Annotated in this window: 14 protein-coding genes; 7 read left to right on the forward strand and 7 right to left on the reverse strand. The window is 64.8% G+C overall.

Annotated features, from left to right (window positions below):
* Positions 1–2: 2 nt before the first annotated feature.
* Positions 3–1,370 carry a DUF2325 domain-containing protein gene (locus KHO41_RS26060; RefSeq protein WP_211956144.1) on the reverse strand — a complete coding sequence of 456 codons (1,368 nt, stop codon included), beginning with the start codon at positions 1,368–1,370 and terminating at the stop codon, positions 3–5.
* A 56-nt stretch (positions 1,371–1,426) separates the two neighbouring features.
* Between KHO41_RS26060 and KHO41_RS26065 the strand changes: the two genes are divergently transcribed.
* Positions 1,427–2,338, forward strand: a complete 912-nt coding sequence (locus KHO41_RS26065) for a LysR family transcriptional regulator (protein WP_211956145.1) — start codon at positions 1,427–1,429, stop codon at positions 2,336–2,338.
* 126 nt (positions 2,339–2,464) lie between these two features.
* The gene (locus KHO41_RS26070) at positions 2,465–3,664 is read left to right on the forward strand and encodes an NAD-dependent formate dehydrogenase (RefSeq protein WP_211956146.1); all 1,200 of its coding nucleotides are present in this window, start codon (positions 2,465–2,467) and stop codon (positions 3,662–3,664) included.
* Positions 3,665–3,692: 28 nt separating this feature from the next.
* On the opposite strand, the gene KHO41_RS26075 is transcribed toward KHO41_RS26070, so the two are convergent.
* Positions 3,693–4,160 carry a molybdopterin-dependent oxidoreductase gene (locus tag KHO41_RS26075; protein WP_244874027.1) on the reverse strand — a complete coding sequence of 156 codons (468 nt, stop codon included), beginning with the start codon at positions 4,158–4,160 and terminating at the stop codon, positions 3,693–3,695.
* A gap of 182 nt (positions 4,161–4,342) precedes the next feature.
* On the reverse strand, positions 4,343–4,993 hold the full coding sequence (locus KHO41_RS26080) for a nitrogen fixation protein NifQ (protein ID WP_244874028.1): 651 nt from the start codon (positions 4,991–4,993) through the stop codon (positions 4,343–4,345).
* On the opposite strand from KHO41_RS26080, the gene KHO41_RS26085 reads away from it, so the two are divergent.
* The 3 genes from KHO41_RS26085 (at position 4,994) to KHO41_RS26095 (ending at position 6,953) form a co-directional block, all read left to right on the forward strand.
* A complete protein-coding gene (locus KHO41_RS26085; RefSeq protein WP_211956148.1) occupies positions 4,994–5,401 on the forward strand; it encodes a winged helix-turn-helix domain-containing protein in 408 nt (135 codons plus the stop codon).
* 104 nt (positions 5,402–5,505) lie between these two features.
* Positions 5,506–6,429 (forward strand): LysR family transcriptional regulator, encoded by a 924-nt coding sequence (locus KHO41_RS26090; protein ID WP_211956149.1) that lies wholly within the window; start codon positions 5,506–5,508, stop codon positions 6,427–6,429.
* A gap of 26 nt (positions 6,430–6,455) precedes the next feature.
* Entirely contained in the window at positions 6,456–6,953 is a 498-nt protein-coding gene (locus KHO41_RS26095; RefSeq protein ID WP_211956150.1) for a hypothetical protein, read from the forward strand.
* A 10-nt stretch (positions 6,954–6,963) separates the two neighbouring features.
* Here the strand turns inward: KHO41_RS26095 and KHO41_RS26100 are convergent, their stop codons facing one another.
* From KHO41_RS26100 to KHO41_RS26115, 4 genes are all read right to left on the reverse strand, one after another.
* Positions 6,964–7,392, reverse strand: a complete 429-nt coding sequence (locus KHO41_RS26100; RefSeq protein WP_211956151.1) for a TOBE domain-containing protein — start codon at positions 7,390–7,392, stop codon at positions 6,964–6,966.
* 258 nt (positions 7,393–7,650) lie between these two features.
* A complete protein-coding gene (locus KHO41_RS26105) occupies positions 7,651–9,081 on the reverse strand; it encodes an aldehyde dehydrogenase family protein (protein ID WP_211956152.1) in 1,431 nt (476 codons plus the stop codon).
* Between the two features lie 48 nt (positions 9,082–9,129).
* Complete coding sequence (locus KHO41_RS26110) at positions 9,130–10,239, reverse strand: acyl-CoA dehydrogenase family protein (protein WP_211956153.1); 1,110 nt, start codon at positions 10,237–10,239, stop codon at positions 9,130–9,132.
* A gap of 21 nt (positions 10,240–10,260) precedes the next feature.
* Positions 10,261–11,457, reverse strand: a complete 1,197-nt coding sequence (locus KHO41_RS26115) for an acyl-CoA dehydrogenase family protein (RefSeq protein WP_211956154.1) — start codon at positions 11,455–11,457, stop codon at positions 10,261–10,263.
* 234 nt (positions 11,458–11,691) lie between these two features.
* Here KHO41_RS26115 and KHO41_RS26120 point away from each other — a divergent pair, with 234 nt between their 5' ends.
* Together KHO41_RS26120 and KHO41_RS26125 are read left to right on the forward strand one after the other, a co-directional pair.
* Complete coding sequence (locus KHO41_RS26120; protein WP_244874029.1) at positions 11,692–12,672, forward strand: Bug family tripartite tricarboxylate transporter substrate binding protein; 981 nt, start codon at positions 11,692–11,694, stop codon at positions 12,670–12,672.
* Positions 12,673–12,719: 47 nt separating this feature from the next.
* On the forward strand, positions 12,720–14,585 hold the full coding sequence (locus tag KHO41_RS26125) for an alkyl/aryl-sulfatase (RefSeq protein ID WP_211956156.1): 1,866 nt from the start codon (positions 12,720–12,722) through the stop codon (positions 14,583–14,585).
* Positions 14,586–15,377 lie beyond the last annotated feature (792 nt).

The following is a 15,377-nucleotide window of genomic DNA, read 5'->3' on the forward strand; positions in this document are numbered from 1 at the left end:
GCTCAGGCGTGCGCAGGCCTCGCTGCATCAACGCCGAAGTCGGCATCAGTCTTTTCCTGACGGCCGAACAATCGGACAGCCAGCTCCATAAAGCTGGCGACGCTTGCGCTTCGCACAGGATGGTAGGCGATGCCTTGTTGCTGACAGACCCGCTTCAGTACGGCTACCGAGTCATGGTCGACGCAGTCCACCGGAAATACGACAACGTCGGCCCCTGCCACCATCGCTGGCAACAAGCCCTTACGCTGTTCCAGTCCGCCGTCGTGCCTTTGGAATTCTCCACCTGCACGTTCAACCAGCGCCTTCATCGCCGTGGTGGATACGCCTCGCCCACCTACGTAGACGATGCGCCGACTGGCCAGCCCTGGCATGGTGCTGACTGGCTCCGCGCCATCGTGTGTCGAAGCGGCGACCAGGGCTTCCAGCGCTTGCGCCTCTGCCCGGCTTGCCGAAAGCTGCGCCTTCATCTCGTCGAGTTCGCCCCGCAGGGTCGCCGCTTCATCGCGCGCCCACTCGGCACGCTGTTCCGCTGCCGCCATGCGAGCGGCCTGCGCATTCATCAGTTCGCTGAGCGACTGGGCCGTGGTGCGCAACAGATCCTCGGCATGGGCGTCCGTCACCTGGCCACGTCGCGCCTGCCGCCCGCGCAATGCCGCGATCTGCTCATTGGCATCCTGCAACGCTTTCGCGTGCTGCGCGCTCATCAGTTGCATGCGTTGCTGCTGCCGCGCGACCTTTTCCCGAAGTTCGGCATTCTCGCCTTCCAGGGCAACGAGGCGGCGGATGTCCGCCCGGTTCGCCGCGCCGACAAGGTGCGACAGCATATGGACCTCGCCGAAGGCAACCCTGCGAACCGGCTGCGTTACGTCCGGATGCGTCATGAGTGCCCAGTACGCCCCGGGAATATCACCCTCTGCCTGCGCGTGCCTCCACATTGCCTGCACTTCGTTGGCATCACGCGCAGTCGCGAAACGTCGGATTGAGAGCGCGTGGCGCTCGTCCAACGCCTTGTGGATTGCCTTGCAGCCTGCAACACCCTGCCTGGCCAACGACACAGCCTCATGATGGATTTCGATATCGTCAGCCTCCCTGGCTGCGTTGCCAGAAAGGCGTAGCACCAGCTTGCGCAGTTCCGCCGTGGTGAGACAGGTGCCGATCAGCGAACAATGAAAGTGCGGGTCCAGCTCGGCCAGCGTAGCGCGGCGGCGAACGACTGGCCGCAGTGTAGTCGCGGCATGGTTGGGCGAGTCGCTGCCCAACAGGCTGGCACGCGCCAGGCGGAACGGTGGATTCTGCATGTCTTGTCGGCGGTCAGGCCTGCGCCCGAGGAGATGATTCCGAAATATACTCGCGGATATAACGGCGGCCAAGTCCGCACGACGCCACGTAATTTATGTCCGCGAGGACATATCGATCTGGAGACACGATGTTCATCCGGCAACTGACCTATCTCGTCGCCCTTTCGCAGACTCAGCATTTCGGCCGCGCCGCCGAGCTCTGCAACGTCTCCCAGCCGACGCTATCGGGCGCAGTGCGCAGCATTGAGGAAGAATTCGGCCTGCCGTTGGTGCGTCGTGGTCGCCGATTCGAAGGCTTCACGCCCGAGGGCGAGCGCGTATTGAAATGGGCTCGTCGCGTGCTCGCCGATTGTGAAGGGCTGCGTCAGGAGGCTGGCGTCAGCCGCGCGAGCCTTGCCGGCAGCCTGCGCATTGGCGCGATCCCGACGGCCCTGCCGCTGGTGCCACTGCTGACCGACGCCTGCCTGCACAGGCATCCGGGCATGCGCCATGAGATTTACACAATGTCGGCAGCGCAAACACTCAAGCAACTTCTGGATCTCGACCTCGACGTCGGCCTGAGCTATCTGGACGACGAGCGCCTGCGCAGCTTCGAGAAGATCCCTATGTTTCGTGAGCAGTATGTCCTGATTGCGCGCGATGAGGCGCAGTTTCACGGGCGCACGTCGATGACGTGGATGGAAGCTGCGGAACTACCGCTCTGCCTGCTGACCGGCAATATGCAGTGCCGGCGCGGCATCGACGCAGCGCTGGCCCAGGCCGGTGCATCAGTCCAACCCCGCGTGGAAACGGATTCGCTGATGGCGCTCTATGCGCACGTGCGCTGCGCCGGGCTATTCAGTATCGTGCCCCATAGCGTCCTGTGCCTGGCGGAGATGCGTGACGAACTCAAGGCGATGCCGCTGACACCAGGCCTGCACCGCGACATCGGACTGGTACTGCTTGACCGGCAGCCGCGCTCGCCGCTCCTGGATGCGGCCGTCGGTCTCTTCCGGGAAGTCAACCTGCAGTCACGCCTCGATGCGCTGCTGCATTTGTGATGGAAGGTTGATAGGTCTGCCTTATCACGCGATCGGAACAGGCGATTTTTGTTAGCGGCGCCGCTCGCCCATGATTCTCCCCAATGCAGCACGACGCTGCAGTCCACACGACGAGGAGATGACATCATGGCGAAGATTGTTTGCGTTCTGTACGACGACCCCGTAACTGGCTATCCGAAGCGCTATGCCCGCGACGACTTGCCTGTGCTCGAACGCTACCCCGACGGCCAGACCCTGCCCACGCCGCATGCTATCGACTTCCAGCCGGGCTCCCTGCTCGGCAGCGTGTCGGGCGAACTGGGGCTGCGCAAGTACCTGGAGTCGAACGGACACCAGTTTGTGGTGACGTCGAGCAAAGATGGCGCCAACAGTGTGCTCGATCGTGAACTCGAAGACGCCGAGATCGTGATCTCGCAGCCCTTCTGGCCCGCTTACATGACGGCCGAACGGATCAAGCGGGCCAAGAAGCTGAAAATGATCGTCACGGCTGGCATCGGCTCCGATCACACCGACCTGCAGGCCGCAATGGAAGCCGGTGTGACGGTGGCCGAAGTCACCTACTGCAACAGCAACAGCGTGGCCGAGCACGTCGTGATGATGACGCTCGGCCTGGTCCGCAACTACATTCCGTCCTATCAGCAAGTGCTCAAGGGCGGCTGGAATATCGCCGACTGTGTGGCGCGCTCGTACGATGTCGAGGGCATGAATGTGGGCACCGTGGCGGCCGGCCGCATTGGCCTGCGGGTGCTGCGCCTGCTCAAGCCGTTCGACATGAAGTTGCACTACCTCGATCGCCATCGCCTGCCGGAATCGGTCGAGCGCGAGCTGAATCTGACGCACCACACCAGCCTGGAGAGCCTGACCAAGGTTTGCGACGTGGTCACGCTGAACTGCCCGCTGCACCCCGAGACCGAGCACATGATCAACGCGGAGTCGCTGTCGAAGTTCAAGCGCGGCGCTTACCTGATCAACACCGCGCGAGGCAAACTGTGCGACCGCGATGCCATCGTGGCCGCGCTCGAAAGCGGCCAGCTTGCCGGCTATGCGGGTGACGTCTGGTTCCCTCAGCCGGCTCCTGCCGACCACCCGTGGCGCCACATGCCGCACCATGGCATGACGCCGCATATTTCCGGCACCAGCCTGTCGGCACAGACGCGGTATGCAGCGGGAACACGGGAGATCCTCGAGTGCTACTTCGAGGGGCGGCCGATCCGTGACGAGTACCTGATCGTCGAGAACGGCAGGCTTGCGGGGGTGGGCGCGCACTCGTACAGCGCGGGGAACGCCACCAAAGGCTCTGAGGAGGCCGTGCGCTTCGGGAAGTAAGGTGAGCGAGGATGGCGACGGCGGCCCGTCAGCGGGTTGCCGGTGCCACCAGGACTTCCAGGCTCACGAGGTTCGACACGTGGCGGCCACCCTTCCTGTCGTTAGGGACCACCAGCCGGGCAAAGCCGCCGGACGTAAGCGGAGCGCCGTCTATCGCATAGGCGACAAGGTCCGGCTGGTTGCCGAAATCCGGTGCGATCTCCGCCAGCGCCACGATGACCCGGTAGCCATCGCTACCGGTGGCGACGACATAGCTCGCCAGGATTTCGCGCCGGCTCCCTGCACCGGGGGCGAGGCCCGCGGCATCAAGCAGGTCCCAGAGCCGGACACCGGTGTACGTATGTTCACCGACGGTGACCGACGCAGCCGGCAGCGCCTGGAGGGCAGCAAGGTCGTAGGTAGCGGGCCGTGCCACGGCGCCGACGAGCCTGAATTGCGCGCTGGGGCCACCCCGCGTACTCGTTGCATGCAGGTGCTGAGTCGCCGGCGGGCGCATGTCGCCTGCTGGAGCGGGCGCGACCTGAGACTGTGTCGCAGCGGGCGGCGCACTGCCAGGGGCGGCGCACGCCGCGGCCAAGAGGGCAACGATCGCCAGGGACGTGACCCGCCAAAGCGGTTGGACTGTGTGGCAGGCGACCATCGGCGTGAACTGGAACTGGAAATTGGGAAAGGAGCGCGTCAGGATAGCTTCGTGCCCGGTGGCATCGACACCGGTTGCAGCAGGTCCACCCGCGCCTCCGCGCCGTGGCAATCGGCGAAATGGTCACAGCCGCTACAGGATGGCTCCGGACAGGGATGCAGGTCGAGTCGCTCGCACACCTGGTGATAGAAAAATTTCTTCCACTTCATGTCTGTGGTGTTGGCGCGGAACACCGGCTCGAACGCCAGGGACAGCAGTTTGGAAACGTCCTCCCGCCCGGAAAGCCCCATGTCTTGCCACAAATGGGTGCGACCAAAGCAGCCGCACGCCAAGGCGTGCGCGGCCCATCGAACGGTAAGGGCATCTGAGCCGGCCGAGCGCCCGCTCCACAGCATTTCCACCAGATCGCCGAATTCGCACGGTAGTGTGGCAGGTTCGGCCGGAGGCACGTCGGGTTCCCAGCCCGACTCGGCGGCGCCGGGGAACCAGGTATCGAGCATCCTCCGAAACTCGTCCGGTGGTAGTCCCAACCATTGCGCAAAGCGCGGCAGGCAGCCGGCCGCCGCGCTTTCCAGCACGCCCGACAGTGCGCGCGACACCGGATCGCCGGGATGGACGGCAAAGGCATCGAGCAGGAGAACGGAGCGATTCATTAGCGCAATATAGAACCATATACAACGGGCAGTCAAATGGCGTTGCGTTACACTCGCGCCATGGTCAATCGTGCGACATCCTCCTCTCCTGCTCCTGCGGGCAAGCCGAAAGTGCGCTTTCGCATGCGAGTGACAATGGGCGATGTGATTGCAATCGGACCGGGCAAGGTGGCTCTGCTTGAGGCTATCCGCGACCAGGGCTCCATTTCAGCTGCAGCGCGCAGCATCAATATGTCGTATCGGCGCGCCTGGGTGCTGTTACAGGAGGTCAACGGTGCGATGCGACGCCCGGCCGTCCTGTCAGAGCACGGGGGGGAGAGCCGGGGCGGCAGTACGCTGACGCCCGAAGGCGAAGCGGTCATCCGCCTGTATCGGGCCATGGAGGCGCAAGCACAGGCTGCGTGCTCTGGTGAGATCGCCGCATTACTGAAGCTGCTGGTGTAGGCGCATACCGATCATGTCGATTCGAGTATGACCTTCCACCCTTCCGTTATGTCAGAATGTATATAACGGTTCGCTGAAGTGACGCCCCCCCACAGTACAAAGCCATGCCAAGAGAGTTGGTCGATTCGCACCTGGTCCGCGTGTTGCACGTGCTGCTGACTGAACGCAGCGTGTCGCGCACGGCAATGCTGCTCGGGCAATCACAGCCGGCCATCAGTGTGGCATTGCGCAGACTGCGCGCCATCACCGGAGACCCGCTACTGGTACGCAGCGGCAATCGCATGGTGCCGACCGCGCATGGCATGGCTTTGGTGGAGCCTGCTCAGCAGGCATTGTGTGGAATCGGCCGGATAATGGAGCCTGTGACGTCATTCGACCCGGCGCACAGCACGCGAACCTTTCGGATCGGCTCCCCGGACTATCTCGACGTGTTCTTCGTCCCGGCGGTGATTGAGCGGTTCCATGCGCAGGCACCGAACGCCATGCTCGAAATCCGGCACCTGATGGTCGACGGCGGGTACGAGCAGGGCCTGGCCAGCGGCGATCTCGACCTGGTCATCGGCAACTGGCGCACGCCGCCGGAGAACCTGCATCTTCAATCGCTTTGTACGGATGAGTTGGTTTGCCTGCTACGTGAAGATCATCCGATTGGCCATGGCGCCATGACGGCACAGGCCTATGCAGGCGCGAACCATCTGGCGGTCACGACGCGAAACCTGGCAGGCCAGGGCACCATCGACGTCGAACTCGCTCGCGCCGGACTGTCACGCAAAGTGACCACGCAGGTCCCGTACTTCTGCATGGCGCCTTATGTACTGGTGCGCTCCAGTCTGGTGTTCACCACCACCCGCGCATTTGCCAGCCACTATGCGAACCTGTTGCCATTGCGTATCGAACCGCTGCCAGCGCAGGCGCGCGTGTTGCGCTATTACCAGCTTTGGCATGAGCGTGCACATCGCGACCTGGGATCGCGATGGCTACGCAGCATCGTCGCCGACGCCGCGCGGGCACTCGTACCAGACCAGTGAAACATTAGCCAAGGAGGATGGTGAACATGCAGATTGATTCGGTCGACCAAGTCATCGGCCACTATTCCGACAGCGTGGTTATTGACGGTGTCCTGCCGCATGGCAGGCGCATCGGCCGGCCAGAGTTGCTGGCAATGGCGCGCACGCATGGAGGCCCCACCACCATCGAGTGCTACTCCGGCCGTCATATCCGTGATGTTCGCCAACTGCGCGGCGTTTTGCTCACCGAACTGCTGGACGCTGCGGGCATGCAAACACTGCAGCGTTCCCGGTGCAAACAGTTAGTCATTGCCGTCCTGGCCGGAGACGGCTACGCATGTCTATTCAGTTGGCACGAGCTGTATAACTCGCCCATCGGCAAGGGTGCGATGCTGCTCGTGGAGCAGGACGGCAACACCTTGCCGACAACCGCGGGCGGCTTGCAACTGATTTCGCTGCACGATTTGCGGCTGGGGCCGCGCCAGGCCATCGCCGTCAACCGCATCGCCGTGCGCGCATGGAATTCCACCGCCGTTATCGGTTAAGAGGCCTTCCTCAGCTATCCACGCCGACAATCACACTTGACGCCTTGAACACCGCTGCTGCCGGCTTGCCAACAGCCAGTCCGAGTCGATCGACGCTGCTGTTGGTAATGATTGCCGAAATGGCAAGACCAGTATCGTCCGTGATGGTCACATCCGCATTGACCGCACCCTTCTTGAGATCGGACACCTTGCCGCTGACCGCATTGCGCGCAGAGACTTTGCTGACATCGGTATCGACCATGACGATGACGGAGGTAGCTTTCACCATGGCGACGGCCTTCTTGCCAGTAGTGAGTCCAAGGCGCGCGGCACTTGCGCTGGTGACGGTGGCCACGATCTCCTGGCCGCCCGGCAGACGCAGGACGACTTCGTCGTTGACTGCGCCGTGCTTGGCTTCGGCGAGTTCTCCCGAAAACTGATTGCGTGCACTGGTAAGCATTTGCGTGTCCCCTTTCTTGTCTGAGGTGGAAATTGCTGCGGTGGCCGGCGTACTGGCAGGTCCTGCAACGGTAAAGGGATTATCGAGGATTGGTCACGCGTGCGGAAGCCGGGGTGACTGACGCATTGCCTTTGTCCGGGCTCGGGATGCGAGAATGTTATCGGCATAGCACTCCCCATCGAGTTGCGATACCTCTCGGCGCTCGTCGTGCGGCGATGCGTTCACAGCGCACCCTGCCGAGAGGTAGCCGCACGAGTTTCAATCCTGGCAACCGACGACCGACTTGTACTCCAGGAACTCCGACAGCCCATATTCCCCAAATTCCCGCCCGTTGCCGGAAGCCTTGTACCCGCCAAACGGTGCCGAGAAGTCCATCGGCGCACCGTTGATTTGCACCAGGCCCACGCGCAACTGCCCCGCCACGACGCGCGCGCGTTCCGCATCGGCTGACCAGACATAGCCTGCGAGGCCATACACCGAGTCATTGGCGATATCGATCGCCTCCGCCTCGGTGTCATACGGGATCATCGCCAGCACCGGCCCGAAGACCTCCTGTCGAGCGATCGCCATGTCGCCATGCACGTCGGCGAACACGGTCGGCCGGGCGTAGAAGCCTTGCTCCAGTCCGGCCGGGCGGCCCAGCCCGCCAGCGGCAAGCCTGGCGCCCTCTTCGATGCCCGTTGCGATCATGGCCTGCACACGCGCGTACTGTGCCCGGTTGGAGATGGGCCCGAGCTTGCTGTCCGGATGCAGCGGATCGCCCACGGCCAGCTTGTCGGCCGTGGCGGCGGCAATGGCCACCGCCTCGTCATAGCGCGAGCGCGGCACCAGCAAGCGAGTTGGCGCGGCGCAAGTCTGGCCTGAATTCATCATGCAGGCGATCACGCTGGCGGGAATCGCGGCCTTCAGGTCGGCGTCGTCGAGAATCAGGTTCGCCGACTTGCCGCCGAGTTCCTGCGTCACGCGTTTGACCGTCGGTGCCGCGTGCACGGCCACGTCGACGCCGGCGCGCGTGGAGCCCGTGATCGACACCATGTCGACCTGCGGATGGCTCGACAGCGCACGACCGACGAGCTGCCCGTCCCCGTAGAGCATATTGAATACGCCGGCCGGCACGCCCGCCTCATGCAGGATCTCGGCAAAGATGCGCGCGTCCAGCGGCGAGATCTCCGACGGCTTGAGTACGACCGTGCAGCCGGCCGCCAGCGCCGGCGCGACCTTGGCGGCGATCTGGTTCAGCGGCCAGTTCCATGGTGTGACCAGCGCCACGACGCCGACCGCCTCGCGCACGATCTGCGTGGTGCCCCGCGTCGTCTGGAACTGCAAGTCCTTCAGCGCGGCAATGGTCGCCTGCAGCTGCACCAGCCCCGCCGGAGCCTGCCGCTGCTGGCTCAGCCACAGCGGCGCGCCGATCTCGGCCGTGACCGCCGCAGCGATATCGCCCATGCGGGCCTGGTATAGCTCCACGATGCGCGACAGCAGCGCGAGTCGCGCTTCCCGGCTCGTCTGCGACCAGGCGGGAAACGCGCGGCGCGCGGCGGCTACAGCGCGCTCGACGTCATCGGCCGTGCCCATCGCCAGCGTGCCGATGACCTGCTCGGTCGCCGGGTTGACGATATCCGCTGTCGTGGCGCCGGGCGATGGCGCGACCCATGCGCCGTCGATGTAGAAAGTGTTCAGTGTCTCCATGTCGTTGTCCTTGTCTGCAAGTGAGCGTTACCGGCGTTTCGTGCCGGATCAGACCGCCATGGCCGCACCGTAGCGCTCCATGTGGAAGTCGGTATCGCCGAGCAGCACGTCGGTCATCGTCAGGAACTTGAAGTAGTCGCCGACCTCCAGCTCGTCGGTCATGCCCATGCCGCCGTGCAGTTGCACCGCCTGTTGGCCGACAAAGCGCGCGGCGCGTGCCGTCGTGATCTTGGCCCCCGACAGCATGCGCTGGCGTGCCGCAGGATCGGATTCGTCCATCGCTTGCGCGGCGACGTAGGCCATCGACAGCGCGAGTTCCTTCTGCACGAGCATGTCGGCCATGCGATGCTGCAACGCCTGCAGCGTGGCCAGCGCGACGCCGAACTGGCGACGTGTGCGCAGGTATTCGGCGGTGATCTCGATCAGGCGCTCCATGGCGCCGGCTGCTGCCGCGCACTGTGCGGCGATGCCGTGATCCAGGCCATGCTGCAGGGCCGCGAGGCCATCGATGCTGACCAGCGCTTCGGCCGGCAGCCGTGCGCCGTCGAACCGCAGGTCGGCACCGCGCATGCCGTCGATGGTCGGGTAGGCGATCACCGTGGCAGCCTCGCGCGGCGCGAGGAACAGCGCGACCTCGCCATCGAGCCGGGCACTGACAAGGAACGCGTGCGCGGCATCGCCATGCCAGGCCAGCGACTTGACGCCATCAAGCACGTAGCCGTGGTCCGAGCGTCTCGCAGTGGCCTGCACAGCCTCCGGCCGGTAGCGGCTCTCCGGTTCCAGATAGGCGATGGCCAACACGCGCTCGCCGCTCGCCAGCGCCGGCAGCCATTTGGCCCGCTGCGCCGCCGTGCCGTGGCCGGCGAGGATGGCTGTTGCCATCACCGCGCTCGGGTTCACCGGCTCCAGCACCAGACCGCGCCCAAGCTCGCGCTGGACCACAAGCTGGCTTGCCGGGCCCTCGCCAAAGCCGCCAAAGTCCGCGGGCACGGTCAGGCCCGTCACGCCCATCTCGGCCAGCGTGGCCCAGATGTCGCGATCGAAGCCGCCGCTTTCGCGCGCGATGCCGCGGCGCACGCCAAAGGTATAGGTCGTGTCGATAAAGCGGTGCAGGCTGTCGGCCAGCATCCGCTGCTCTTCGCTGTAGTTGAAGTCCATGTTTCCTGCTTCCCGCTGCCTTCAGATGCCGATCAGCATCCGGGCGATGATGTTCTTCTGCACCTCGTTGGCACCGCCGTAGATCGAGGTCTTGCGCATGTCGAAGTAGGCAGCCGTCGCCGGCGCCGCCCATACAGGGCCATTGGCCGGCGACGCTGCACCCGGCTCCAGCCACTCGGGTGCATACGGCCACGCGTGCGGGCCGGCCACTTCCATCTGCAGCATGGCGACGTCCTGCTGCAGCTCCGAGCCGCGGATCTTGACGATCGACGCTTCCGGCCCCGGCCCGCGCCCGGCGTCTTGCGTGGCCACGCGCAACAGCAGCATTTCCAGCGCCATCAGGTCCATTTCCAGCCGGGCGATCTTGTCGCGCATGCGCACGTCCTCGATCAGCGGACGGCCGCGCCCGTCCGTGGCTTTGCGCGCGCAGTCCTTCAGCCGGCGCATCTCGCGGTAGCAATGGCCAATGCCCGCGATGCCGGTGCGCTCATGGCCGAGCAGGTACTTGGCGTAGGTCCAGCCCCTGTTCTCCTCGCCCACGAGGTTTTCGGCCGGGACTTCCACGTCCTCCAGCCACGTCTCGTTGATGTCGTGGCCACCGTCGAGCGTCCGGATCGGACGCACGGTCACACCGGGGCTCTTCATGTCGATCAGCAGCAGGGAAATGCCGTCCTGCGGCTTGGCTTCGCCATCGGTGCGCACCAGACAGAAGATCCAGTCGGCATACTGGCCGTAGGACGTCCACGTCTTCTGGCCGTTGACGATGTAGCGGTCCCCCTTGCGCACGGCGCGCGTCCTGAGCGAAGCGAGGTCGGAGCCCGCACCGGGCTCCGAGTAGCCCTGGCACCAGAAGTCGTCCATGCCCGGGATGCGCGGCAGGAATCGCTCCTGCATGGCCGGGCTGGCATATTTCATCAGCACGGGCCCGATCATGTTCAGGCCGAAGGGCAGCAGGCGCGGTGCGCCCGCGCGGAAGGTCTCGATCTCGAAGATCAGGCGCTGCAGCACGCTCCAACCGGTGCCGCCCCATTGCGTGGGCCACGCCGGCGCGCCCCAGCCGTGCGTGTGCAGGATCCGGTGCCAGCGCACGAAGTCTTCCCGGGCCAGTCGCCGGTGGTCGAGCACCTTGCCCGAGAGGTCGGCGGGCAGGTGCGTCCGCACAAAGTCGCGGACTTCCTCGCGGAACGCCTCTTCCGCGGCGGTAAAGCGCAAATCCATCAATGTCTCCGTCGTACAGGTCGCCGTACCGGCAGTAGACCAGCGCGGCGCCGGGCCCGACCCACCGGAGTTAGGGGGGAACGTCCGCCGCAACCCCGCATTGCAAGGTGGGGATTCCCCGCCCCCCCACCCCCGGTGGGATGAACAGCGGGTGCCGGTCCTACGCTATGGAAAGCGATTGCCGCCATGGCTGCGGCAAGTGCTTCACACCATCCACAAGCGAGGAAACCCGTCGTGCGTATCAAGACACTTTCCGTAGTCCTGGCGTTGGCATTCGGCAGCGCCGCCGTGGGCCAGGCCCATGCCCAGGAGTACCCCACGCGTCCCATCACCTTTATCGTGCCGGCGCCTGCCGGGGGTGCGGTCGACGCCGTCGCCAGGCTGTTCGCCAACGAAATGAGCAGGCAGATGGGACAACCCGTCGTGATCGAGAACAAGCCCGGGGCCGGCGGCATTCTGGCCCTGCAGGCCACAGCCCGTGCCGCGCCTGATGGCTACACCGTGCTCGTCACGCATTCGAGCCCCATCATCAATACGCCGCATCTCTACGCCAGCGTGCCCTATGACGTGCGGCGCGATTTCGCCTTCGTCTCGCAGCTATGCGTCGGCAACCTAGTGCTTGCGGTCGGCGCGGACGTGCCCGCGCGCGACGTGAAGGGCCTGCTGGCATGGGCGAACACGAACAAGGGCAAGGTCAGCTACGGTTCGTACGGCCAGGGCACATATGCCCACCTCGTGGGCGCCTACCTGAGCCGCAACCGCAATCTCGACATGGCCCACGTTCCATACAAGGGCGAGGCCCCGATGGCGCAGGACATCGCCGGCGGCGCCCTTACCTGGGGCGTAGCCTCGCTCGTGGCGCTGCGCCCGTACCTGGACAGCGGCAAGGTCAGGCCGCTGGCGGTCATGGGCAACGTGCGCGCCAAAAGCCTGCCCGATGTGCCGACCATGGCCGAAGCGGGCTTCACCGAACCCGAATTCACGCCCGCCGGATGGATCGGCATGCTGGCGCCGGCAAAGACGCCCCAACCCGTGCTGGCCCGGCTGGAAAAGGAGGCCCGCGCGGCCGCGCAGTCGGCGGCCGTGAAGACCCGTCTCGCCACCTATTCCCTCGAACCCGTGGGCAGCGCCGCCGCGCAGTTCCGGCGGGAGTTCGAGACTACAGAGCCGGTCGTGGCGCGACTGATCCAGTCCTCCGGCGCCAAGGCCGATTGATTCCGACGTTCCAAACGATTCCCACGTCTCACCCAGGCAGCTTTCCTATGAACGCAATCCCCCAGGTCCAGCCGGTGCTGGACGACATCGACTTCGAGAACGCGCAGCGCGGCTTCATCGGCACCATCCCCGACGGGGAAATCCGCGACGCCAAAGGCCGCGTGATCTGGTCGATGGCCGACTACAGCTTCCTCGACGATCCGCAGCCCGCCCCCACGGTCCACCCCAACCTGTGGCGGCAGGCGCGCCTGAACATGGCGCACGGCCTGTTCAAGGTGACCGACCGCATCTACCAGGTGCGCGGCTTCGACATCGCCAACGTCAGCTTCATCGAAGGCGACACCGGCGTGATCGTGATCGACCCGCTGACCGTCGCCGAAACCGCCGAGGCCGCCATCGCGCTGTATCGCAAGCATCGCGGCAACCGCCCGGTCAGCGCGCTGATCTACACGCATAGCCACGCCGACCACTATGGCGGCGCGCGCGGCGTGCTCGACGAAGCCGATGCCGTCGCCCGCAACGTGCCGATCATCGCGCCGCGCGGCTTCATGTGGCACACCGTGTCGGAGAACGTGATCGCCGGTAACGCGATGATGCGCCGGGGCATGTTCCAGTCCGGGCTGTCGCTGCCCAAGCATGTGTGCGGGCAGGTGGACTGCGGCATCGGCAAGGGCGTGCCGATGGGCACCGGCACGCTGATTCCGCCGACCATGTCCATCGAGCAGGAAGTGGAAACGCACGTGATCGACGGCGTAGAAATCATCTTCCACCTGGCGCTGGAGTCCGAAGCGCCGTCCGAGATGTTCATGCATTTCCCCGGCCTGCGCGCGCTCAACACGGCGGAGATCGGCGTACAGACCATGCACAACCTCTGCCCGCTGCGCGGCGCCGAAGTCCGCGACGCCCGCGTATGGTCGCGCTATCTCGACGAAGCCCTCGACCGCTACGCGCCGACTGCCGATGTCGTGTTCGCCCAGCACAACTGGCCGACCTGGGGCAACGAGCGCATCCGCCACTATCTGCGCCAGCAGCGCGACCTCTACAAGCATCTGCACGACCAGACCGTACGGCTGATGAACCACGGCCTGACCGGCGTGGAAGTCGCCGAGGCCATGAAACTGCCGCCGTCGCTCGCGCAGGAATGGGCCAATCGAGGCTTCTACGGTGCGATCTCGCACAACGTGCGCGCCATCGTGCAGCGCTATCTCGGCTGGTATGACGGCAATCCCGCTCACCTGAACCTGCTGCCGCCCGAACAGTCCGGGCCGCGCTATGTGGCCTATATGGGCGGGGCGGATGCGCTGCTGGACAAGGCTCGCACCGATTTCACGCGCGGGGACCATCGCTGGGTGGCCGAGGTTACCAACCACCTCGTGTTCGCCGATCCTTCGAACGAAGCGGCGCGCATGCTGTGTGCTGATGCGCTTGAACAGCTTGGCTTTGCGGCGGAATCCTCGACCTGGCGCAATGCCTATCTGCTGGGGGCGCAGGAACTGCGCAAGGGGCCTATCAAGCTGCGCCGCCGGCATGTGAGTCGCGATCTGGTGTCGGTGTTGCCGCTGGAACTGCTGCTTGATTACTTCGCGGTGCGGCTGAATGGCGAACAGGCGGATGGCGAGTGCATGGAGATCGAATGGCGCAATCCGGAAACCGGGGAGTGCTGGGCAATGCGGCTTGAGAATGCCACGATGACTTACCTGCCGGGGCCTGCGCGTGGGAAGCGTACTGCGTGTGTGTCGCTCGGCCGCGAAGGGCTTGCTGCGCTGCAGGCGGGGAATGACGGGCTGCCCGCCACGTTCTCCCGGCTGGCGGAGGAAGGGGTTATCGGGGTGGAGGGGGATCTGGCTGGGGTGGTGCGGTGGCTTGGGATGTTGGAGGAATTTGAGCCGATGTTTAATGTGGTGGAACCGTGAGGGATTGGGGGGCCGGCGGGGGGATTGCTGGCTCGCCTTGCTTGGCAGGCGCCGCTGTTTCGCTGGCGTAGCTGGGGGGAGCTTGTGGTTCTTGGCAGGCACCGCTGTTTCGCCGGCGTAGCCGGCGAGTCACTTTTGTCCGAGCGACAAAAGTAACCAAAAACGCGTTTTGGTTGCCCCAAAGGGGCGAATTTTTATCGTAGTGGGCCAGGGGTGTTGTACGGGTATGGGCTTCAGAGTGAATTACGCTGCCTGCCGCGTGGGGCACCACCGTGAGTGGGAATACAGCGCTGATTGAACGAGCCCTGCAAGCGTTCGTGGCCCCTGCTGCCGGCGATATCGTGTGATCGCCTTCGGCTGCGCTACGCGCAGAGCTCAAGTCTGAGCACGCAGGCCCAGGGCGAACTACGCCTCGGTGACGATGCCTGCCAATGCATGAGCGGAGTAGAGAGAGGGGTGAGAAGAATGCAGACCTCGGACGCCGGCAAGGTTGATCAGCTTGCGCCCAGACGACGACGCGCGCGCAGCGCAGCCGAAGGCGTCCAACCACTGACCTCGTTGAAACGCTGTACCCGAGTCCGTCTTGGGGATCGTCCAAAAGCCGTGCCGCGCAAGGCACAGGTTCTGACTCACATGGCGTAGCAGGTTGGAACGGCCGACCACCATCGCAGGTGTCCAAAGCCGTTTGAACCACTGCCACCGTGGAATTGATGGCCAGCGGCAACGACGCGCTTTTTGGTTACTTTTTGTCGCTCGGACAAAAAGTGACTCGCCGGCTACGCCGGCGAAACA

Source organism: Cupriavidus numazuensis (genome assembly GCF_905397435.1).
Classification (GTDB): Bacteria; Pseudomonadota; Gammaproteobacteria; order Burkholderiales; family Burkholderiaceae; genus Cupriavidus; species Cupriavidus numazuensis.